Source organism: Mucilaginibacter sp. P1_D10, from assembly GCF_056406215.1.
In genome coordinates this window covers 13,182-35,240 of the sequence record NZ_JBFUAP010000023.1, presented here as the reverse complement: position 1 = coordinate 35,240, position 22,059 = coordinate 13,182, and the positions used below count along the sequence as shown (strand labels likewise).

25 protein-coding genes are annotated in these 22,059 nt (G+C 44.2%); 17 read left to right on the top strand and 8 right to left on the bottom strand.

Annotated elements, in window-relative coordinates; translation table 11 throughout:
* Positions 1–37: 37 nt before the first annotated feature.
* The 3 genes from AC1DYT_RS25015 to AC1DYT_RS25005 all read left to right on the top strand — a co-directional run bounded on the left by AC1DYT_RS25015 (position 38) and on the right by AC1DYT_RS25005 (position 4,356).
* Positions 38–580, top strand: a complete 543-nt coding sequence (locus tag AC1DYT_RS25015; RefSeq protein WP_477472224.1) for a 3'-5' exonuclease — start codon at positions 38–40, stop codon at positions 578–580.
* Between the two features lie 301 nt (positions 581–881).
* The gene (locus AC1DYT_RS25010) at positions 882–3,320 is read left to right on the top strand and encodes a TonB-dependent receptor domain-containing protein (RefSeq protein WP_477472223.1); all 2,439 of its coding nucleotides are present in this window, start codon (positions 882–884) and stop codon (positions 3,318–3,320) included.
* Positions 3,321–3,480: 160 nt separating this feature from the next.
* Positions 3,481–4,356: an SIMPL domain-containing protein gene (locus AC1DYT_RS25005; protein WP_477472222.1), complete on the top strand. Its 876-nt coding sequence runs from the start codon at positions 3,481–3,483 to the stop codon at positions 4,354–4,356.
* A gap of 126 nt (positions 4,357–4,482) precedes the next feature.
* Here AC1DYT_RS25005 and AC1DYT_RS25000 read toward each other — a convergent pair whose 3' ends face one another.
* The 3 genes from AC1DYT_RS25000 to trpS all read right to left on the bottom strand — a co-directional run bounded on the left by AC1DYT_RS25000 (position 4,483) and on the right by trpS (position 8,130).
* Entirely contained in the window at positions 4,483–6,318 is a 1,836-nt protein-coding gene (locus AC1DYT_RS25000; RefSeq protein WP_477472221.1) for an ATP-dependent nuclease, read from the bottom strand.
* Between the two features lie 13 nt (positions 6,319–6,331).
* Positions 6,332–6,946 (bottom strand): deoxynucleoside kinase, encoded by a 615-nt coding sequence (locus tag AC1DYT_RS24995; protein ID WP_133232732.1) that lies wholly within the window; start codon positions 6,944–6,946, stop codon positions 6,332–6,334.
* A 188-nt stretch (positions 6,947–7,134) separates the two neighbouring features.
* Positions 7,135–8,130 (bottom strand): tryptophan--tRNA ligase, encoded by a 996-nt coding sequence (trpS, locus tag AC1DYT_RS24990; RefSeq protein WP_477472220.1) that lies wholly within the window; start codon positions 8,128–8,130, stop codon positions 7,135–7,137.
* Between the two features lie 41 nt (positions 8,131–8,171).
* On the opposite strand from trpS, the gene AC1DYT_RS24985 reads away from it, so the two are divergent.
* The 6 genes from AC1DYT_RS24985 to AC1DYT_RS24960 all read left to right on the top strand — a co-directional run bounded on the left by AC1DYT_RS24985 (position 8,172) and on the right by AC1DYT_RS24960 (position 13,152).
* Complete coding sequence (locus AC1DYT_RS24985; RefSeq protein ID WP_477472219.1) at positions 8,172–8,927, top strand: lysophospholipid acyltransferase family protein; 756 nt, start codon at positions 8,172–8,174, stop codon at positions 8,925–8,927.
* Positions 8,902–9,189 (top strand): Asp-tRNA(Asn)/Glu-tRNA(Gln) amidotransferase subunit GatC, encoded by a 288-nt coding sequence (gene gatC, locus AC1DYT_RS24980; protein ID WP_477472218.1) that lies wholly within the window; start codon positions 8,902–8,904, stop codon positions 9,187–9,189. The genes AC1DYT_RS24985 and gatC overlap by 26 nt, the downstream gene beginning before the upstream one ends.
* A 177-nt stretch (positions 9,190–9,366) precedes the next feature.
* Positions 9,367–10,131 carry an ABC transporter ATP-binding protein gene (locus tag AC1DYT_RS24975; RefSeq protein ID WP_477472217.1) on the top strand — a complete coding sequence of 255 codons (765 nt, stop codon included), beginning with the start codon at positions 9,367–9,369 and terminating at the stop codon, positions 10,129–10,131.
* A gap of 18 nt (positions 10,132–10,149) precedes the next feature.
* Complete coding sequence (locus AC1DYT_RS24970; RefSeq protein ID WP_477472216.1) at positions 10,150–10,614, top strand: hypothetical protein; 465 nt, start codon at positions 10,150–10,152, stop codon at positions 10,612–10,614.
* A 2-nt stretch (positions 10,615–10,616) separates the two neighbouring features.
* On the top strand, positions 10,617–11,432 hold the full coding sequence (locus AC1DYT_RS24965; RefSeq protein WP_477472215.1) for a helix-turn-helix domain-containing protein: 816 nt from the start codon (positions 10,617–10,619) through the stop codon (positions 11,430–11,432).
* A gap of 40 nt (positions 11,433–11,472) precedes the next feature.
* Positions 11,473–13,152, top strand: a complete 1,680-nt coding sequence (locus AC1DYT_RS24960) for a serine hydrolase domain-containing protein (protein ID WP_477472214.1) — start codon at positions 11,473–11,475, stop codon at positions 13,150–13,152.
* Positions 13,153–13,191: 39 nt separating this feature from the next.
* On the opposite strand, the gene AC1DYT_RS24955 is transcribed toward AC1DYT_RS24960, so the two are convergent.
* Positions 13,192–13,809: a hypothetical protein gene (locus AC1DYT_RS24955; RefSeq protein WP_477472213.1), complete on the bottom strand. Its 618-nt coding sequence runs from the start codon at positions 13,807–13,809 to the stop codon at positions 13,192–13,194.
* Between the two features lie 88 nt (positions 13,810–13,897).
* On the opposite strand from AC1DYT_RS24955, the gene AC1DYT_RS24950 reads away from it, so the two are divergent.
* Complete coding sequence (locus tag AC1DYT_RS24950; RefSeq protein WP_477472212.1) at positions 13,898–14,269, top strand: chorismate mutase; 372 nt, start codon at positions 13,898–13,900, stop codon at positions 14,267–14,269.
* Positions 14,270–14,362: 93 nt separating this feature from the next.
* Positions 14,363–15,574: an ABC transporter substrate-binding protein gene (locus AC1DYT_RS24945; RefSeq protein ID WP_477472211.1), complete on the top strand. Its 1,212-nt coding sequence runs from the start codon at positions 14,363–14,365 to the stop codon at positions 15,572–15,574.
* 76 nt (positions 15,575–15,650) lie between these two features.
* Here AC1DYT_RS24945 and AC1DYT_RS24940 read toward each other — a convergent pair whose 3' ends face one another.
* The 3 genes from AC1DYT_RS24940 to AC1DYT_RS24930 form a co-directional block, all read right to left on the bottom strand.
* The gene (locus AC1DYT_RS24940) at positions 15,651–16,112 is read right to left on the bottom strand and encodes a hypothetical protein (RefSeq protein WP_477472210.1); all 462 of its coding nucleotides are present in this window, start codon (positions 16,110–16,112) and stop codon (positions 15,651–15,653) included.
* 351 nt (positions 16,113–16,463) lie between these two features.
* Positions 16,464–17,504, bottom strand: a complete 1,041-nt coding sequence (locus AC1DYT_RS24935) for a cyanophycinase (RefSeq protein WP_477472209.1) — start codon at positions 17,502–17,504, stop codon at positions 16,464–16,466.
* Positions 17,505–17,642: 138 nt separating this feature from the next.
* Positions 17,643–18,641: a chitinase gene (locus tag AC1DYT_RS24930; protein ID WP_477472208.1), complete on the bottom strand. Its 999-nt coding sequence runs from the start codon at positions 18,639–18,641 to the stop codon at positions 17,643–17,645.
* A 201-nt stretch (positions 18,642–18,842) separates the two neighbouring features.
* On the opposite strand from AC1DYT_RS24930, the gene AC1DYT_RS24925 reads away from it, so the two are divergent.
* The 6 genes from AC1DYT_RS24925 (at position 18,843) to AC1DYT_RS24900 (ending at position 21,144) form a co-directional block, all read left to right on the top strand.
* Positions 18,843–19,391: a cob(I)yrinic acid a,c-diamide adenosyltransferase gene (locus tag AC1DYT_RS24925; protein WP_477472207.1), complete on the top strand. Its 549-nt coding sequence runs from the start codon at positions 18,843–18,845 to the stop codon at positions 19,389–19,391.
* A gap of 84 nt (positions 19,392–19,475) precedes the next feature.
* Positions 19,476–19,697: a DUF2795 domain-containing protein gene (locus tag AC1DYT_RS24920; RefSeq protein ID WP_002996718.1), complete on the top strand. Its 222-nt coding sequence runs from the start codon at positions 19,476–19,478 to the stop codon at positions 19,695–19,697.
* Between the two features lie 103 nt (positions 19,698–19,800).
* Positions 19,801–20,358: a DUF6934 family protein gene (locus tag AC1DYT_RS24915; RefSeq protein ID WP_477472206.1), complete on the top strand. Its 558-nt coding sequence runs from the start codon at positions 19,801–19,803 to the stop codon at positions 20,356–20,358.
* Between the two features lie 15 nt (positions 20,359–20,373).
* Positions 20,374–20,562 carry a hypothetical protein gene (locus tag AC1DYT_RS24910; protein ID WP_477472205.1) on the top strand — a complete coding sequence of 63 codons (189 nt, stop codon included), beginning with the start codon at positions 20,374–20,376 and terminating at the stop codon, positions 20,560–20,562.
* Positions 20,563–20,692: 130 nt separating this feature from the next.
* Entirely contained in the window at positions 20,693–20,839 is a 147-nt protein-coding gene (locus AC1DYT_RS24905) for a lmo0937 family membrane protein (protein ID WP_477472204.1), read from the top strand.
* Between the two features lie 155 nt (positions 20,840–20,994).
* Positions 20,995–21,144 carry a lmo0937 family membrane protein gene (locus AC1DYT_RS24900; RefSeq protein WP_477472203.1) on the top strand — a complete coding sequence of 50 codons (150 nt, stop codon included), beginning with the start codon at positions 20,995–20,997 and terminating at the stop codon, positions 21,142–21,144.
* Positions 21,145–21,180: 36 nt separating this feature from the next.
* On the opposite strand, the gene AC1DYT_RS24895 is transcribed toward AC1DYT_RS24900, so the two are convergent.
* Complete coding sequence (locus AC1DYT_RS24895) at positions 21,181–21,900, bottom strand: 2-C-methyl-D-erythritol 4-phosphate cytidylyltransferase (RefSeq protein ID WP_477472202.1); 720 nt, start codon at positions 21,898–21,900, stop codon at positions 21,181–21,183.
* Positions 21,901–22,059 lie beyond the last annotated feature (159 nt).

Below are 22,059 nucleotides of genomic sequence, written 5' to 3'. Positions count from 1 at the left end.
TAAAACAAATTTTTAATATGTAAAAAACACAAGTAAAATGAAATCAGACAAAATTCTAGTGGTAGATATTGAGGCCACTTGCTGGGAGGGTATAACGCCACCCGGCCAAAAAAACGACATTATTGAAGTAGGCGTTTGCCTGCTGGATGTCGACACCGGCGAAATCAGCGCCAACCGGGGCATTTTGGTAATACCGGAACGCTCGCAGATAAGCAAATTCTGCACACAATTAACTTCCATTACGCCGGGTTTAATTGAAGATGAAGGCATTTATTTCGACGATGCCTGCGATATTTTGGAGCGCGAGTACGATTCTCAAAATCGCGTTTGGGCAAGCTACGGCGACTACGACCGCAACCAGTTTCAGCGCCAGTGCAGCGAAATGCGGGTAGCTTATCCGTTCGGCCCCTCGCACATCAATGTGAAAACCATGTTTTCGCAAAAACGCAGGATGAACCGCAGTGTAGGCATGGCCAGCGCATTGGAAATGCTGAACTTACCGCTGGAAGGTACCCACCACCGCGGTGTAGACGATGCGAAGAATATCGCTAAAATATTACGCTGGGTACTCAACAACTAACGCAATAGCTTACCGCCCGGTAGGCGCGTTAAAAATAAAACCGGATGTTTACTGTTCTATCCAACCGGTTTTCCCATCACTTTTTAGCAACCAGGAATTGGTAAGCAGCCACAAAGCTTACCGGGTTTCTTCAATGTTGCCAGGCAGCGCAAAGTTTTATTTCAATCAGGTGTAACAAATCCAATTAGGCGGTTGTCATATGTCTATAGTACTATGTATTGCATGGTATTATATAAATTAATAGCTTTTTAGTCTATTGAGACGGCTCGTATTTTTCCTGTAAACATCTAACGCAATAACTATGAAACTAAAACTTTTAATCATCATCCTCTTTTCTGTTGCCATTATTCCATGCTTTGCACAAACCGCGCCGGCATTATTCTCTTTAAAGGGGGTGACTATGGACTCGGCAACAAACAAGCCGTTAAACTACGTAACCGTTAACCTGAGTAACGAAGGGAAGCAGCTTTTGCGCACAGCAGCAACAAAAACAGACGGTGCATTCTACTTTGAGAAACTATCGGCGGGAAAATACCTGATATCGATAGTGAGTGTTGGGTATAATCCAAAAACGATTCCTATCGATCTTACGGACAATGCAAACCCTGCGCGAGACCTGGGAAGCATCGTGCTCAGCGAGCAGACAACTCAGCTTAAAGCCGTGGCCATTACAGCAGATAAGCCAATTGTAAGACAGGAAGTGGACAAACTTACCTATGATCTTAAGTCGGATCCCGACAGCAAGAGCAGCAACGTGCTGGATATGATGCGGAAAGTGCCGCTGTTATCTGTAGACGCAGAAGATAATATCCTTTTAAAGGGACAAACCGGTTTTAAGATACTGGTCAACGGGAAGCCATCGAGCATGATGGAGCGGGACCCCAAGAATATCCTGAAAAGCATGCCCGCCTCCACCATCCAGAGTATCGAGGTAATTACCAATCCTTCGTCGAAATACGATGCAGAAGGCATAGGCGGCATCATCAATATCGTAACCAATAAAAGAGTTGACAACGGATACAACGGATCCGTAAATGTGAGCCACGTATTCCCGGTAGGTGGCCCAAGGGCAGGCGGGTCATTTTCTTCTAAGCAGGGCAAGTTCGAGCTATCGGCATTTTTCGGTGCCAATATTGCAAACTCGCCTGCGGTAAGCAATTCAATCCGTAGGCTGACTACCGGTAGCAGCCCGACCAACCTGAGCCAGAATAACTCTGCCGAATGGGGTGGCAAAAACGGCTATGCAGAAGTAGGGCTCAGTTATGAAATAGATAGCCTCAATCTAATTTCGGGGCAATTTAACCTGAACGGCAACAACCAGGATGGCACCAACCTGCAAAACTCTATCCTGAACGGATCAGGCGGCGTTATCCAGCAGTATGATTTGTTTAATGATAACCAGGCCGGCGGCAGGGGAATAAACGTCGCTTTGAATTATCAATTGGGTTTTAAAAGCAGCAAGCAAAGGCTGCTCACGTTCTCTTACCAATATTTTACGTTCAATAACACGCAAAATGCCGACTTAACAGCATCGAACCGGGTGAACTATACTACGCCCGATTACCGCCAGCACAACGAAGGGGAATCTGCGGAACAAACATTTCAGATCGATTATGTGCATCCTGTAAAAAAGCTGAATATAGAAGGGGGTGTTAAGGCCATTATCAGGGATAATAACAGCGATTTTCAATACCAGTCGTTCAATTCGGCGAATGGTGCTTTTGAAACCGACCCGGCACGGAGCAATAAATTCGACAACAACCAAAAGGTATTGGGAGCATATAACAGCTATACCTATACGTTGAAAAGCTGGGCCTTTAAGGCCGGGGCACGCATTGAAGAGACGATTATCGATGCCGACTTCATTTCGACCTCGTCGCAGTTAAGCAAACATTTCTTCAATATCGTCCCTTCTGTCAGCATCAATAAGAAATTCAAGAACATGAGTGCCCTTAACCTGGGGTTCTCGCAAAGGATACAACGCCCGGGCATTTATCAGCTCAACCCCTTTGTCGACCGCTCGAACCCAAATTTCGAATCATCGGGTAATCCCAACTTGAGGCCTGCCGTATCAAATAATTTGCAGTTAGGCTATAGCGTATCTAAAAAAGCTTCTTTGAACCTGATGCTTGGCTATAATTATTTTAACGACCTCATTATGCCCGTAGTGGTTTTTAACCCTGCTACTAACATTACCCGCAGTAGTTTCGATAATACCGGGAAAGCACGGCTGTTTACCTTCAACGCTAATATCAGTTACCCTATCACCAAAAAATGGAGCACGTCTTTTAACGGCAGGATAGCGCACGGGCGGGTGCAGGGCACAGTAAACGGCGTACTGGTAAAGAACCAGGGCTTTATGTACGGGGCATCGGTTAACAGCGGCTATAATTTTGAAAAGGGCTGGCGCGTTAGCGTAAACGCGTTTTTAAACGGCCCCAATTTGTCGATACAGGGTACTTCGAACCCATATGCCAGTACATCTATCAGTGTTAATAAAGACATCGTGAAGAGTAAGCTTTCGTTTGCTGTATCGGCAAATAACCCTTTCACGAAATACAGGAATAACATCAAAGATTCCTTCGGCCCCGATTTTACCCAGACCAATATTAATCGCAATTATTTCAGGGGTGTTACCGCCAGCTTAAACTACCGTTTCGGTAAACTAAAAGAGAGTATGAAGAAAAACAAAAGAGGTATCAGTAATGATGATGTGCAGGGGGCTTCTTCCGGAAATTAAATCCGGCGGAGGCTTTGTGGGGATGTTGGAAAGGCTGGAGAGGCTTGAAGAGTTAAGGGAGCTTGGCATGGCCAATAAATTATTTTTCAAGGTGCTTAAACCTTCGGTTTTGCAAAAGGTCATAAAGCAAAATCCTAATACACCTTTAATCAGCTATCACATGAAATTTACCTTAACAGGCCTACTTCTTTTTGGCGCGCTTTCGCTGCAGGCGCAGCACAGCGGCAATATTGTTTATGACAGGCAGTCGTACACTAAAACAAAAGCACAACAGGACGCTCCAAAGCTTTACCTCACCGATTCTACTTTTGTTATTAAAGCCGATGTTTTAATGAATGTAATTGCTGATGCCTATGTGGTTACTTTCGGCGTGGCCGATACTGCGGCCACAATTACCGATGCCAATAATCGGATAAATAAACGTATAGCAGGGTTTAAAAGTTCATTGCCTAAGTTCAACATCAAACCTAGCGATGTATTTGTAGATATGACCACCCAAACTAAGTTCTACGACTTCAACACAAGTGGCCCTATAGTTGAACAATACCAAAAAGGCTTTGAGATTAAGAAAAATGTAATCATTAAAGTTAATAGTGTAAAAAACCTGGATGAGTTGCTGGTTGCGGCATCCAAATTTGGGATATATGACCTGATAAAGGTTGATTATATCGTTAATGATCTGGATACCATCAGCAATCAATTATTTAAATTGGCGGCTGGCATAATTGCGAAAAAGAAGGACCGATACGTGGCGGCTACCGGCATGCAGTTAAAACCGGCCGGGCAAATTTACGACGAAACGTTACATAGCTATTACCCCTCGGAGTTATACCAAAGCTATACACCCACAAAGAACAGCGCTACTTATACAGGCTATTATGAAAAAAGAAAAGAACTGGCGCCTACCACAACTTATTACTATGATACTTTGGATTACTCCGGCCTTGATAAAGTAATTAACCCTATAGTTACAGAGCCCGCCGTAGAGTTTGTGTTCTCGTTGCAGATAAAGTATAAAATTGCCAATTATAAATAGCAAGCTGTTTACAACCCATTGGGGGACTTATTGGCATTGGCGACTAAAAATGCAATTGTGAAAAAAGGAGGTAGAGGGGAAATTAGGCGACTATGTACAAATGTAACTTGTTTATAATGCTGAAGGCTATAAGCCTGTCTCACCGATTTTGGTGGACATAAAATCTAATATTCTGGTAAAATTGTTTAGTGTGCCTGGAGAGAAAGAAAATGCGTTTTTATTAATTAGACTTTCCTGAATTGATCTGTTAAAATGCGTTTTGTTAAATGATGTTGTGGCGGTATAGGTACGCAATTGAAATTTTAACGCATCATTATTTTCAAATAGATTTTCCAATTCTTTTTTCTCCCAGTCTTTATTTATATCTGATAAAAGGAATATTCTATTTTCGACAATTATCCCAAACTTCTCAATATATCTTTGTTTTTCTTTAATCCCAGCTTTGTCAGAATCTAATAAAATTACAAATTCTTTACCCCAACCTATATATAGGCTAATTAAGGTATCCAAATTGCCGGATCCGGTGCTTGGTGCCATATTCAGCTCATATTTATTGCTAAATATAATATCTTTAAAATAGGCTAATGTGTAATAATCATTTTTGCCTTCTAAGAAAATGCAACTGGGTAGATTTTCTAAGTTGCTGGGAACATAATCCAATACATCTAGTACAGGTTGAAAATATGCTGTATTATATGGGTGTTTGGCTGCAAACTCCCTATAGGATTCAATTGTGATATTTGTTTTTTTGATATTATAGACTTCAGGATTTTCCAAATTAAATCCTTCGTTCTTAACCACAAATGTGCTTTCTAACCAATTGGGATTTATAAGGTGGTGGCTATGTGTTGTGTAAATTACCTTTGAATTCTCTGTTAAGTTTTCAAAACTTTTTAAAAGATGTTGCTGTGCGGATGAATGTAAATTAGATGCAGGTTCGTCAAAAAGAAATATAAGATTTTGTGGTGTGTCTTTCCTAAAAGGTCTGAATTGAGTGAAAAGTAGAAAAATAAAAAACCATTTAAAACCCAACGACCTTTCGTCTAATTGATAAATGCCGTCTTCTGCTTCTATTTCAAACTCCAAAAATGGGAGATTTTCACCATCTATGTTGTGAGAAATAACAATTCTGGTGTCGGTAATTTGCCTTTTAAAAATTTTATTCCAAGCGTCAAAAATCACCTCTGAGACTTTTCGCTGCATCAGCTGTAATTGCCTGTCAAGAGCTTTTTTTTGACTGGGATCGTCGCTTCTAATTCTATCAATTAAATGCTCTTTGATATTAGTATTGTTTTCCAACGAGTTAAGTATGTCTTGAATTAACTCTATATAGAAACTTTGCTTAGGGGTTGGCGGACTCTTCGTTTCCAGATATATCCTGGAAGGAAAGTCAAATAAGAAATTAGGAAAATATAATATACTTGGTATTAATTTTCTACAAAATGTTGCAAGGGCTGCGTTATCTTTTTGATAAAGTTTATCACTTACATGTATGTAATTATCTGTATGGTCGGATTTCAATATGCCATCGAACCCTGTCCATTTCTTATCAAGCTCCTCAAATAATGAATTCTTGTATTTGTAATGTCGGAAGTAGGTTACTGTTTCTTTCGACTGAATTTCCCTAAAAACAGTATTTTCTTTAGCGTAATTATTTATTTTCTTTAGATCATCCTCATCTAATTTCAATGTTGCGATAATGGAAATAGTATCATTGAAATTATCGCGTTTACTGATTGGGATAAACGAATTTTTATCGACAGAAGTTACATTTGACGAATGCAGTGCATTAATGCCATCGTCATATAAGTTAAAATGATTAATAGCCTCTAAAATTGTGGTTTTTCCGCTTTCATTTAGCCCTACGAGTGTATAGATATTCGCCTCCGGTGACTTTTCGAGATTAAATGTTATATCCTCAATTCCTTTAAAGTTTTTAATTATAAACTCTATATATCTCATATTCTAGTCTCTTCTAAAACAGCCCGTTTATCTCGCGCTCTATCTTCTCCACAATGGTGGCCATATCTTCGGTGTTGTTGGCAAAATCGAGGTTGTCTTTATCCAATACCAGCAGTTTGCCTAGTTTATAGCCTTTTATCCACTTATCGTACTTTTCGTTCAGTTTAGAGAGGTAATCTATCCTTATGCCTATTTCGTATTCGCGGCCGCGGCGTTGAATATTGTTTACCAGGGTAGGTACCGATGCTTTGAGGTACACCAGCAAATCGGGCGGTTTGATAAACTCGGTGATGTTATCAAACATGCTTTCGTAGTTCTGGTAATCGCGGGTGGTCATCAGCCCCATGTCGTGCAGGTTCTCGGCGAAGATGTAGGCATCTTCATAAATGGTGCGATCCTGGATAATGTTGCGCCCGCTGCTCTGTATCTCGCGTATCTGGCGGTAGCGGCTGTTGAGGAAGTATATCTGCAGGTTAAAGCTCCAGCGTTTCATTTCGCTGTAAAAATCTTCCAGGTAGGGGTTGTTGTCAACCGCTTCGTAAAGCGGCTCCCAGCCGTAATTTTTCGCCAGCATTTCTGTAAGGGTAGTTTTACCCGCGCCAATATTTCCTACAATAGCTATGTGCATGAGATGGTGTTGTGATTATTTGTTGATAGTTAATAGTTTATAGTTCATGGTAGGAGGCATAGCCCAACCAGCACTAGCTACCTCGCTAATATACACTATGAACCATGAACCATCAAACGATGTTTTGAATTTGGTGTAAGAAATGGCTGTAGCTGCTATGAACTATGAACCATCAGCCATCAACTAACTTAAAACTTCCTGAAACCGATAATTTCCCTCACCTCCCGTATAGTTTTGGAGGCGCTTTCGCGGGCTTTTTCTTCGCCCATTTTGGCAACCTTCCTCAGGTATGCGGCATCGTTGGCTATATCGTTTATCTTTTCGCGTATGGGCGCGGTGGCTAGGGTCATATCTTCAGCAAGCTGTTTCTTCAGGTCGCCGTAGCGGATAGCCATGGTATTGTACAGGTTATCGAAGTGCGCCAGCGTATCGGGGGTAGAAACTACTTTCAGCAAATCGAACAGGTTTTGTATCTCCTGCGGTTTCTCCTGGTTTTCTACAGTGGGGCCGCCATCGGTAACGGCGCGCATCACCTTTTTGCGGATCGCTTCAGGCGTGTCTGATAAGAAAATGGCGTTGCCTTCGCTTTCGCTTTTGCCCATTTTGCCTTTACCGTCCAACCCGGGTATCTTCACCAAACTTTCGCCAAAGCTGAAAGCATAAGGCTCGGGGAAGTAATCGTTGTTGTAGAGGCGGTTGAAGCGGTTGCCAAAGGTGCGGGCCATCTCCAGGTGTTGTTCCTGGTCTTTACCCACCGGTACCTTGGTAGCCTTGTGTATGATGATATCGGCAGCCATTAAAACGGGGTAGGTTAAAAGGCCCGCGTTCACGTTATCGGGGTTGGCGCGTACCTTATCTTTAAATGAGGTAGAGCGTTCCAACTCGCCTGTGTAGGCGTTCATGTTGAGATACAGATATAATTCCGTAACTTCCGGCACATCGCTTTGTACGTAAATGGTTGATTTTTCAGGGTCGATGCCCGAGGCGAGGTACTCTACCAAAACCTGCTTTACGTTGCCGTGCAGGTTAGCAGGGGTAGGGTGCGTGGTTAAGGAATGCAGGTCGGCAATAAAAAAATAGCAGTTATATTCATCCTGCATTTTAACGAAGTTTTGTACAGCCCCGTAATAATTGCCCAAATGCAGGTTCCCGGTAGATCTTATGCCACTAACAACAGTTTCCATATAGGGGGCGAAAGTAAGTATTTTTTATATTTTTGAGGGCGATGAAAATGATATTGAAGAAAGTGCACGTGTACCTTTACGCTTTTAGCGTGGCGTTTTCGTACCTGGTATTGTTCCCATTCTTTTATTATTTTTCGCGCAAAACCTCCCGCTATAAGTACATGAATGCATTGCGGAGGTTTTGGGGGTACATCAGTTCGTTGTTAGTAGGCATACTGTATAGCTTTGAGGTAGAGCAACCTATCGATTGGAGCCGAACCTATATCATTTGCCCCAACCATACCAGCAACCTGGATATCACCGCCATGAGTATCTTCGTGAAGACCAACGATTGCTGCTTTATGGGTAAGCAGGAACTGGCGGATTTCTTCGTGACGAGCCTTTTCTTCCGAACGGTGGACGTGCCTGTTGACCGCCAAAGCAAAATCGCATCTTTCCGCGCGTTTAAAAAGGTAATGGAACGTTTACAAAGCGGCGTTACCACCATCATCTTCCCCGAAGCTACCATACCCGACTATTACCCTCCCCAGCTAAAAGATTTTAAGAACGGACCTTTCCGCATGGCCATTGAGCTTAAAATTCCTATAATACCCGTAACATCCTTAAATACCTGGGAAATTTTATGGGACGACGGGCTTAAATACGGCTCGAGGCCGGGGATATGTAATATATTTGTACATAAGCCGATAGAAACGGCGCACTTAACCATTGACGATGCCGATACCCTGCGCGACGAGGTGCACGCCATCATCAGCAAAAAATTAGCAAAGCATGACCATAGACGAACAAACAGTTGATAAGATAGCCCACCTTGCCCGCCTGGAACTTGCCGCCGGCGAAAAAGCAGAAATGATTGCCGATATGAACAAAATACTCGGCTTTATGGATAAGCTGAATGAGGTAGATACCACCGGCGTTGAGCCCCTGGTGTACATGACCGATGAACCCAACATCCTGCGCGAAGACGTAGTTAAGCAGGTTATAACTACCGAGGAAGCATTGAAAAACGCTCCCGGTCACGATAATAGCCACTTTTTGGTAGCGAAGGTGATTAAGTAGACGCAAGAAACAAGAGTCAAGAAACAAGAGTCAAGAATCAAGAGATAAGAAACAAGAAGTTAAACATCTTAAAGTGCTGTTACTCTTATCTCTTGATTCTTGACTCTTGATTCTATTATCTTTTCAAATTCCTCTGTAACATTTCACCCTGCCTTATTGTCAAAGAAAGAAAAACGGATGATACCACTAGCTAAAGCCAAGGAAGAGCCACTGATTATTTTAAAGGATATTGGGCGTAAATACGTTATCGGCGCGGAGATTATACACGCTATCAAGTCGGTTACGCTTAATATAAATAAAGGCGAATTCGTTGCGCTGATGGGTCCATCAGGTTCTGGTAAATCTACGCTGATGAACATCCTGGGCTGTTTAGATACGCCAACCAAAGGCGAATACATCCTGAACGGACTGGACGTAAGCCACATGACAGATAACGAGCTGGCCGAAGTGCGCAACTCCGAAATCGGCTTCGTTTTCCAAACTTTTAACCTTTTGCCGCGTAACAGCGCTTTAGATAATGTTGCCTTGCCGCTGGTTTATGCCGGCATCAGCAAAGAGAAAAGGCGTGACCGTGCCAAAGCTGCCCTGGAAAACGTAGGCCTGGGCAATCGCACCGATCACCGCCCTAATGAGCTTTCGGGCGGACAACGCCAGCGTGTTGCTGTGGCCCGTGCTTTGATAAACAACCCGTCCATCATACTGGCCGATGAGCCTACAGGTAACCTGGACACCAAAACATCCATCGAAATTATGGGGCTGATAGAGGATATCCACTCAAAAGGCAATACCATTATATTGGTAACGCACGAGGAAGATATTGCCCTGCATGCCCACCGCATAGTACGTATGCGCGATGGTTTGGTAGAGAACGATTACCAAAACACCAACATCCAAACCGTACGCCAGCACAGCGCTGCTGCCGGGATTGATTTGGGTAAGTAAGTCGTTTTTGCTCTTGCGATGGCTTTATTAATCAATAAAACAAATTATCAGGCCTATAAAAAGGTGTTTGAAATAATTTGGAACCATAAGATAAAGCTTTTCCCTCCGGACTTTATTACAGACGAGACTTGTCCGATAAAACAACTCGCCCGTATAGAAGTCCAAAGTCTACCAAATGCTATCAAAGGTCTTAAGCAGGCATTGGCAGATCTCATTATTGGAATTGACGATGGAGGCAAAAATATACTAAAGGATATCGATAAAGACCTTACTGATAATCAACTCCCATCTTTATTGCAACTTCGGGCTTCAGTAAAAAACACTATTGCAAAAGTGCTTAAGGCGCAACGAATTAAATCTGAAGAGGAATATTATATTGTTGTGGAGTTGTTGTCGGATACAACTGCAGAACTGAACGATACTGACAGGAAAATACTCAATAATGGTATTGCTGATTTTGAAGCAGCTTCTAAAGAGACATAAGCTTGGAAAATCTAAAAACGGGCCGCTTTTACGGGCAAACCAACAGTACCATCCACCTGGATTTTGCCACCATTACCGATACCGAATACACCCACGATAAGGTAGACTGGCATTACCACGATAACGCCTACTTTACCTTTATTTTAGATGGCAAAGTTATCGAGGGCAATAAGAAAGAAGTGTATAACTGCACCGCCGGCAGCCTGCTGTTCCACAACTGGCAGGATGCACACTACAACATCAAACCCAAAGGCTTTACGCGCGGCTTCCACATCGAACTGAACCAAACCTGGTTTGATAGCTTCAAACTTTACCGCGATAATTTACAAGGCAGCTTTGCGGTGGCTAACCCCGATATTAAATTCTTGTTCTACAAAATATTCCGCGAAACAAAAGTACAGGATGGCCTCACCGCGCTTTCTACCGAAGCCCTGCTGTTGCAGGCATTGGCCCGCATGCAGGGCGATACCCAATCTGCCGCCAAACAAACACCGCTTTGGGTAGGCAGGCTAAAGGAAATCCTGAACGACAACCTTGCCGCTAAATTTACCCTTGCCGAGGTATCTGCAACATTGAACATCCACCCGGTGCACCTGTCACGCGATTTCTCAAAATACTTTCATTGCAACCTTGGCGAATATATCCGCAAGCTGCGCATTGAAAAAGCTTTCGGCTTGCTGCCGGACATGAATTTGTCCCTAACGGATATTGCCCTCAGTTGCGGCTTCGCCGATCAGAGCCATTTCCTGCGTAGCTTTAAAAGCATTAACCAGGCAAACCCAACCGCATACCGTAAACTTTTAATGCGGGCATGTTAATCCTGTTCTATTTTGGGCCGTTAAATTAACGCAGATTTGCATGTACAACATCAAAATAGAAAACATGCCTATCAAAATAAAACACCTGCTATTTGCCGCGCTTTGCTTTATCGCTCATAAAGCTTCGGCACAAACCACCAACATTGTAGAGCCTGCGCCCATTACCGCGCCAATCCACAAAGCCAACATTGGACATATCATTTTTTTGAACGATACTATCCCCGTAGGGCAGATTACGGATGCCGATATCGTAAAAGAACTGGTGCTGAACCCAAAGAACAACCTCAGTATGTGCGCTTTTTTGGGTAATTCGCTTACCAATTACCAGCATCAGATGGCACCGGAGCTTACGGTGACGCAACTGAACCAGGGCAACTTCCAGTTTGCCTTTTACATAGACGATAAACTCATTTACCAGGAAAACCTGAACAAGGGCGCCGGCTATGCGTATTTGAAAAACGGCCGTACCGCCCTGCGCATCAAACTCATCAGCACGCAGCACGAGGATATGTGGAGCAGGTACCTGTTTGCCCGCATGATGGTGCGCGGCGGGGAAGATGCCTTAACTACTGGTACGCATACCCTGCGGATAGAATTGCGACCTTACATTACCATCCCTGCGCTTAAGGTGGGCGATATCATAGCCAAAGGCGATTTGAAAATCATTGTAGAACCTGCCGAGGTGAAGGATGTGCAGATACAAGCTATAAAGCCCGGCAGCGGATGGCCTGTATCTGCAGAGCCATATGATAAAAAGCTCGTTATGGCCATGAACGAGAAGATTGCCCAGAACAAGTTCAAGAACATCAGCAGTATCGTAGTCATCAAAAACGGCAAACTGCTGATCGAAGAATATTTTAACGGCGAAGGTCGCGACACCCTGCACGATCCGCGCTCCGTTGGCAAAACATTCGCATCAGCGGTGATGGGCATCGCTATAAAGGATGGCTACATCAAATCGGAACAGCAGACCCTAAGCGATTTTTATAACCTGAAGAATTACCGCAACTACTCGCCAAAAAAAGACAGCATCACCATCAAAAGCCTGCTCACCATGAGCTCGGTTTTCGACGCGAACGACAACGACGACGATTCGCCCGGCAACGAAAACAATATGTACCCCATGGATAACTGGGTGAAATTCGCGCTGGACCTTAAGGTGGATAGCAGCAAGCAGGCCTGCAAAAGCTGGAACTATTTTACCGCCGGCGTTGTGGTATTAGGGGATATCCTCAATCAAAAAGTCCCCGGCGGCTTGGATAAATATGCGGATGCTAAACTGTTCAAGCCCCTTGGCATCACCAATTATAAATGGCCATACACCCCGCAGCATGTGCCCAGCACAGCAGGCGGCATTAGGCTAAGAGCATTGGATTTTGCCAAATTCGGGCAGTTATACAAAAACAACGGGGTATGGGCCGGAAAGCAAATCATTCCCAAAGAGTGGATACAAAAATCATTCACCAAACAAATGACTTTGCCCGCAGATGTAGTTGGCCCCGGGAATTACGGCTATCTGTTTTGGAACAAAACCTACACCATTGGCAATCAAGCTTACGAAACCTGGTACTGCACCGGCAACGGCGGCAACAAGATCTTTATTTTTAAAGACCAGCCGCTGGTGGTTATCATTACTTCAACCGCGTATAACGAAAGCTATGCGCATCCGCAAGCCGATAAAATGATGCAGCAGTATATATTGCCGGCGGTGCTGAAGTAGGAAAAAAAGTTCCCCTCTCAAGAGGGGAACTTTTTTTCGTTAACACACCTCCGCCAGCTTACAAACAAACTCGGCCATGTAAATTGCCCGCGTGGGTGTTATTGGTTTTTTGTTGCCTACGATGAGGGTGTGGTTTACTATTTCTATCACGAAATCATCTTCGCGGATATCCATTACCGCGTTGCGGAACTGGCGGTCCATGCAGCTGATGGCTTTGGCGTGGTCGTTTACCATCACGTAGAAGGTATCGCTGAAGGCTTTGTCTTCCTTAAAATCCAGCTCCAGCGGGTGTATCAGCTCGGCTAATTTATCGCGCAGAGTTTCGGGGCGGATTTTTACACGACCAAAATCGCGTTTCAGGTAGGCCAGCGCCCAGGTTTGGTATTCAAAATGGTCGGTAATGAGGCCTTCGTGGGCTTTTTTGGAATGGGTATCTACAAACAATACATAGCAGTCGCTATGGCCGTTCTTGATAACGTAGGAGCCCAGCAGGTTATAATCGTGGTACTGGTTAAAGGCATCGAAATCTTCCAGATGGAAGTTGATATGCCCGGTTAGCTGCATATTGAAACGCGACCGCAACTCATCGTACGTAGCCTGGAAACTGTCTATCGTGTCTTGCGAAAGCCCCTTAGTATCGAATAAAAAACTACTCATTGCTTAAATTTATGACAGCCTAAATATAGCAACAAGCCGAATTAATTATTTTGTGTATTTTACACTAATAATTAAAACCTTCAGCCTGATGAAACATATCAAAAAAGTGGCGCTTTGCCTGGCTTGCTGCATAGCCATTAGCTTTGCTGCATCTGCCCAAACAAAAACTGCCGAACAAATAAACCAGGACTTAAGCGCCGGCCGCAAGAAGATCGATTCGCTTGATAAACTCCTCATTAGTGTTTTGGGCAACAGGCAACGCATCGTGCGGGAGATTGGCGCATATAAAAAGAAGAATAACGTACCCCCATTGCAGCCTGCCCGTTTTAAAGAAGTGGTTGACAGGGCCGTGGCAGCAGGTGCCGTGGAGGGCCTTTCTGCCGAATTCGTTACCGAGTTGATGAACGCCATCCATAAAGAAAGCCTCCGAATGGAGGGGGACACCACACGGAGAAATTAAGATTAAGGTAAATGGTTAGCCCGATATTAAATTAAAGCCTTGTTTACTAAGAGATAATTTTGTGTATTTTGCCGCTGAAACAAAACGCTGTAAATGAGAAAATTATTCCTATCCCTTATTACTTTAACTGTAGTTGCCTTGCTATTGCAAAGTTGCGCCAAATCAAAAAAGGTTATCGTACCCCAGGCCATCAGGGTGCAGGGGCTTTTTTCCTTAACGGGTAACTGGTCGTCTCTGGGCATCACTTCTAAAGCCGCTTTAGAAATTGCTCAGGAGGATATCAATAAATACCTGGACACAAAGGATGCCAACTTCAGGCTATCGGTTGCGGTATCTGATACCAAACTCGAAACCGAAACAGCCAGGTTGTTGTTCGTTGATGCTAAAGACCGGGGCATAAAATTCGTAATCGGGCCGCAATCGAGCGCCGAGCTCGCGCTTATAAAGCCAGAGGCCGATGCCCACAATGTATTGGTGGTGAGCCAAAGCAGCACAGCTGGGAGCTTAGCCATTGCCGATGATAACGTGTTCCGTTTTTGCCCTTCGGATAAGATAGAAGGTGCTGCGAGCGGTGCAACCATATTTAAGCAGGGTGCCACAGGTTTGGTTACCGTTGCCCGCGACGATGCAGGCAACAAAGGCCTGCAAACCTCAACCGGTGCGGCATTCACTGCCAAAGGCGGCGAAGTTAGTGCCATTGCACCGTACCCAATTACGTCAGCAAATTATGCATCGGTTATAGCCAGCATAAAAGCCGAGGTTGCCCGCCTAACCATATCTAAGGGTGCGGGCAAAGTTGCGGTTTACCTGGCATCGTTTGATGAGGGAATAGAGCTATTCAAACTCGCCAGTGCCGAGCCTACGCTAAACAGTATAAAATGGTACGGTGGCGACGGTATTGTGCTGAGTACTGCATTAACCGGTAACGCCGTTGCGGCGGAGTTTGCCATTAAAACCGGCTTTTTTGCGCCATCATTCGGTTTGCCCACCGCGCTGCAAAGCAAATGGCAGCCCATTGCCGACAAGATAAAAGCTAAAACCGGGGTTGACCCGGATGCTTACGCCTTAGCTGTTTACGATGCGCTTTGGACCATAGCTTATTCTTTAGAAAGTACAGGCGGTAGCATTGCCGATTTTGCGAAGATAAAAACGCTGTTTGTAGCAGAAGCTAACAAAGATACCGGCATTACCGGCGCCGATGCCTTAGATGCAGCAGGCGACCGCGCCAGCGGGACGTTCGATTACTTCGGCATCGTGAAAGATGGTGCCGCTTATAAATGGACTTTTGTTGGCAAGAGCGAATAGTATTTGATGAATATAATAACAGAAAGCCCCCGGCAGATTTGCAGGGGGCTTTCTGTTTGATGTAGAAATTATGATGTCAGTTCTTCATCGGTTTTACCGGGCCGGCGTTATCTAACCTCGCCGATTGTTCCAGTTCGTCGTCCAGTTGGTCGTCGAATTTAAAGCTGTAGAGCATCCACTTGTCGTTGGCTCTGTAAAACTTAAAAATAAAGCGAATGGGCTGCCTTTCGTATTTTGCCATATAGACGTAAACTTTCAGGCGGTCTTTAAGCTGTTTGGTGGTAATAAGTTCTGCGCCATAATAATCGCCTACATAATCCGGCGTGAGCACAGCCAGTTTCGACTTTAATCCTTCAACAGCATCTTTCGCCTTCGCCATCCAGGGGTTGGTACCGTAAAGGTGGTCAATGGCCAACAAAGGTGCCGTTTTGTATTCGGTAAAAAATTTATTGATGTACGTTTCGGGCGTTTCCTGGGCAAACAGGGGTTTACAGAGCAGGCAGGCTGCGAGTAGTAATAAAGTACTTATGGCTTTCATTTACGGATAATGGTTTTAAGTTAAGCTGTCGAATATCCGATAAATTCTGATGACTTCAAATAATGGCAACCAGGTGTGTGCAGTGCCTTTTTATGAACGATGATTATATCTTGCTTGACTTGTTGCGATATTTAACAAGCTGAAAAACCAAAACAATCAAGGATATCAGGACGAGGTAAATTGATGCAAAAATAACCACATAGCATATCCCGTATATTATCGTTATTATTTTTCCGCCAAAATCCAATAAAAGATTAACGGTAATACTTGACAGGGCCATTGCTAAGAGGCTATATATTAAAACCTTAAAAGCTATCTTTCCCCATTTGCTAAGTTTGAAAACTATCATTGTTATTGGTTTTTATGCAACACCCCATCCTGCACCCACCACCACAGCCAATTGCCGCCGCTTGCTTTGCTTAAATCAAACTTTGCCAAATCGAAATTTCCGGCACCAGTGTCTGAGCCTTTTATCTCATACACTTTCAGGGCTTGTTGGTTTTGGTTCCAGGTGAGCGGTGTGCCGGGGGTGAGGGTTTCTGGCAGTTTCGTAGCATCAGGTAACAAGAAATAGGCTTTGCTACTACCGAATACAACCGCCTGCCCGTTCTCGTCCATGCAAACTGCGGTACGTTCATCGGCGGCTATGCCTTTGATGTCGGCATGCCAATCCTTAGCTATACGAGCGAGGAACACTACGTGGCGGCCCTGGCGGCTGCGGGTGAGGTAGTGCTGGTCGGTAATTACGTTCTGCAGGTAGGGGGCGTGGACAAAATCGTTATTGTAGAGCTTTACCAGATTGTGGTAGGGGTTGGCCAACGCCGTATCGGCCGTAAGGCTGGCAATTTCGCCGCTGTAGTAAAAGCCACCCAGGATGGCGCAGCCTGCGCTGGTACCGCCTACCGGCACATGCTTTTTGTTGAGCAGGTAGTTGATGGCGGCCATGGTTTTGGTGCCCCGCCAATACTTCATGTAATTACTTTGGTCGCCGCCGGCGATGAACAGCATTTCGGCATTGCGGATGATATTCGCCACGGTATCGTTATCAGCCAGCTCGCGCGAATCTATTTTGAGCGTTTCTACGGAGTTTACCTTGCCCAGCTCATAAATATAGGGGTTATAAGCCGCCGTACCCGAGGCGCGGATGATGACCACATCTCCGCCACCGCTGCGGCTAATCATCCATTTAAAGGCAGCATCTACGTCTTTACCGCCACCCATCATCACGACACCCAGCTCGGTTGTCGCTTTTACATCGGCGGTATCGCCTATGATGCCGAGGGAAGCGGGGCGGTTGGGGTATTTTTTGGTGGTATCGGGTTTGGGGGCAGCCTTAGCGATAGAGCCACTTGCCAATACGAGGATAAGTAAAAGTGCTTTATATAGATTCATCCAGGTGCGTTTTAAGCGATGTTATTTTACTTCTTCCTCGTAGTTAAGAAAATGTTCTCGCGCAAAGACGCTAAGGCCGCAAAGTTCTTGCGTTATAGCTTTGCGTTCTTTGCGCCTTTGCGTGAAATATTCATCACATCAATACTTATATGCCGCCATCTTGCCACAGCTACAGGCGCAATTAGCATCGCTTATGCCCAGTTTTTTTAAAAAGAACTGGTAGAAGCCAATGCGGTCGTTCATGCTGTAGTTATCCTCGCCTTTGTTGCATTCCAATTCGCCGTTTACGATGACAATGGTCATGCCGAAGCCGGGCGTGCGGCCGGCGGCTTTGTCCTTGGCGTTGGGTTGCCATCTGCCCACCATCACATCATGTGCGCTTGGTTTATGCGTTTCGGGTGTCATCCAAAAATAGATAGCCGTTTTAAAAGCCACTACTGGGTCGGTTTCTACCAGTGCGGGGTTATCCAGCAGTATATGTTTGTTGCCAAAGATGCAATCTGATGCGTAGCCGTAATTGCCGTTATAGCTCAATTGTATAGGGCCGCGGCCGTAGTATTTTTGGCCTTTAACGGGCGGGTACTCGTCGCTATCGCTTACGTAGGTGCGGGTAATATCGGCTTCGCGCTTTAGCATCAGGCCATCGGTATAGCTCTCGTTAATGCCGTGGCGAGTTTCGTGGGCTATCTGGGCGAAGAAGGCGGCCAGTTCGCGTTTGTTGGTGATGGCATCTTTATCGGTACAAAAGCCGCCGTAATCTACGGTAAAGGTGCTGTCGGGTTTTTCTTTGGCCCATTCTTCGTTCCAGTCACCATCCTGGCGAACGATGCTGTCTTTACTGGTGCGTTTATCGGTACGGACGAATTGGTAAACGGAAACCGCACGCCGGGTTACTTTCACCTTTACCTGCGCCATCTCGTCAACCGCTTTTATAAAGGCCTGGTAAGTATAAAACTTATCGCGCTCGGGGAAAAGATCGTTATATTGCTTCTCGCTCAGAAATTTACTGAAAGAGGGGAGGGGCGGCGGGGGTAATACTACCTCCGTGATTTTGCCACTATTGCATTTAAAGCTGAACAGGGGGATAGCAAGCAAACAAATTAAAGCAAGGGTAGCAGATGATATGATGAGTTTCATGGCAGCAATGATATATATTTGAACAAACACCACGCTGGTATTTAAGTTCGGATTATTTTACCACAAAGAACACAAAGATGTGCTGCTTTATTATCACAAAGTGCACAAAGTTTTTTAAAACCGATAATAAGCAAACAAAAAAATCTTTGTGAGCTTTGTGTTTTTATCTTAGCGGCCTTTGTGGTTAATCATAAACATGAGATGAAGATATATACCAAAACAGGCGATAAAGGCTACACCTCTTTAATTGGTGGTACCCGCGTGCCCAAGCACCACCTGCGCATAGAAAGCTATGGCACCGTAGATGAGCTGAACAGCTGGATTGGCCTCATACGCGACCAGCCGCTGGCCCCGCACGATAAGGACATACTGAAAGAAATACAGGACCGACTTTTCACCATCGGTTCATCGTTGGCGGCCGACCCCGAAAAATCGCGCATGGTAACGCCCGACCTTAAACCCGGCGACGTAGAGTTGCTGGAGCAGGAAATGGACCGCATGAACGAAACTTTGCCCGAACTACGTCATTTTATTTTGCCGGGCGGAAATAATGTTATATCTTACTGCCACATAGCCCGCTGTGTTTGCCGCCGCGCCGAACGCTTGAGCGTACACCTGGCGGAGGAAAGTACGGTTGACGAGTTAGTGAATATCTACCTTAACCGGCTGAGCGACTACCTGTTCACGCTGGGGCGTATGGTGGGATTTGATGCAAAAGTTGCTGAAAATCAGTGGTTACCAAGATTATAAAAAAATTACAAAAAAATAGTAAAAATCAATTTAAAAATATTATACTTTTGCGAAAAAGGAAATTTACCCAACTAATATAAAAACATGTATTGGACACTTGAATTAGCATCGCATTTAGAAGATGCGCCATGGCCGGCAACAAAAGATGAATTAATTGATTATGCAATCCGTTCGGGCGCGCCGGTGGAGGTTATAGAAAACCTGCAGGCGCTTGAAGATGATGGCGAACCGTATGAGAACATAGAGGAGATTTGGCCGGATTATCCTACTAAAGACGATTTCTTTTTTAACGAAGACGAGTATTAATTATACTTGTATAATACTTAGAGCCTCCGCATTTGTGGGGGCTTTTTTTGTTTTACTATTTATATATATTGGTGCTTTTTAAATTATTCAGCCTTAACTATTAATGATTACAATTGATTTAGAGAATTGCTATCAACCTATTTCAGCCACCATTAGCCAGAACCTTTCAGTAATGGAGTTTTATTCGCCGCAACGCGGCGGGTATGACGAATTGATTCGCGTCGAAATAAGACCTTATCCGGATGAATTTTTAATTTCTGTCTATAATCTTGCAATGGGGTCGGTGAATGAGCGAAATGAAATTAATGACAGGATAAGATTGAAGCATATCGATAGTAATAAAGTGTTTTCAACTGTGATATTTTTTTCCTTAGCTTTTTTGAAGGAGTATCCCGAGTTGATTATCGGTTTAGATGGTTCGGATGATTTAAGAGCGAATTTATACCACAGTATGTTTGTAACTAACAAGCAGCGATTGAGCGAATTCTTTATTAGTATCGGCGTAGATTGGTATGTTAAATTGCTACGCAATCAGATGGATATAGAGCGAAATAAGGACGGCGCGCCGCTTTTTAAACCACGACCAGAGCGATTTGATTATAATCGACGACGGGATGATTTATATCGTTATTATATGTTTCAACTAAATTTAAGTCGTTAATTATTATATTTGTAAATGAATCAACGGATTGAAAACCAACTTAAAGAATTAAAAAAAATTGCGGAGGCATCGCGAGGCAAGCAAATTACAATTGCTTCATCGCAGCCTAATACCGCAGACAGCTTGAGCATGGCAATCCGAAATAAAAAAGATGCCGAAACTTTTATGGCGGAATTAGCTGCTATTGCAAGGCAACCCAAATAGAACAACTAAGATATTGTATCAATAGCCTCTGCATTTTGCGGGGGCTATTTTTGTTTTACTCCTTTCTGGAACGGTTTTGGCATAACGGTATTTACATACATATATACTTAAATATTAAAAACACAACGTCATGAGAGGTTTATTGTACATCATAGCAGTTATCCTGGTTATAGGGTGGGTTTTCGGATATTTCTACGGCGGTCAGGGTAATATCATCCATGTTTTATTGGTTATTGCAATCATAGCATTGCTTTTGGGGGTGATAAGGAGGGCTTAAGCAATGTTGCGCCGGCCTAAAACCCGGTGGAATGCTTACACATAAAAAAGAACGCTGCAACACAGCGTTCTTTTTTATTCATCGCTTTTTGGAATGATTTTGGTATTAAGCTACGTACAATCTACTGAAGTATTAACATATAAAAACACAACAACATGAGAAGCCTATTGTACATTATTGCAGTTATCCTGGTCGTTATTTGGTTATTCGGCGCATTCGTAAGCCCATTTGGCGGCAATATTATTCACGTATTATTGGTAATTGCTATTATCGCTTTACTACTTGGCGTTATCAGGAGAGCCTGATAAATCCGCGCGCAAGCAAAATAATTAACCATCGGCTCATTGGGCCGATGGTTTTTTGTTTATAAGGGCCTCGGCAATGGCAATATCATCGGGGAAGGTTATCTTGATATTGCTGTAATTGCCTTCAATTAGCTGTATTTTAATGCCCAGCTGTTCCACTACCGATGCATCATCGGTGAATTTAGGGTCGAAAGGTTGTTGATAAGCTTCTCTTAATATTTCTGATTGAAAGGTTTGTGGAGTTTGTACCAGGTATATGCCCTCGCGGTTTAAGCTTTGCGAGGAGTCGCCCTTTAACTGCCTTACCGAATCGCGGCTTTTAACGGCTACTACGGCGCTGCCATGGGCCTCGGCGCAGTTGTATGCCTCATCTATCACCGCAGGGCTTATGAGGGGCCTCACGGCATCGTGTACAGCAATTAGCACATTTTTATCGATAATTTGGTCAATGGCATTCTTTACGGAATGGAAGCGCGTTTCGCCGCCCGCAATTAATGCATGTTTTATAACAAAGTTATGCACAGCGCACAGCTCTTTCCACAGGGCATGATAGCTCGCATGCAGTACCACAATCAGCTGCGGTTGCAGTGGGCTGGCCGCAAAAGCCTCCAGCGTATGCATCAAAACAGGTTTGCCATTCAGCCCGATGAACTGCTTAGGCAAGGCCGACTGCATCCGCGTACCCGAACCGCCGGCCACGATGACGGCGTAGGTTTTAGATTTTAGATTTGAGATATGAGATGTGAGACCGGGCATGCTTTTTTAGATATGAGATGTGAGATATGAGATATGAGACAGCATGCCGGGCTATTAGTACTGCAAAGCTATAAAACAAAAATGAGATATAAACTTTCGCTTATATCTCATTTGTATCTTGATGAAATTGAGCTAGTCTCAAATCTCACATCTCAAATC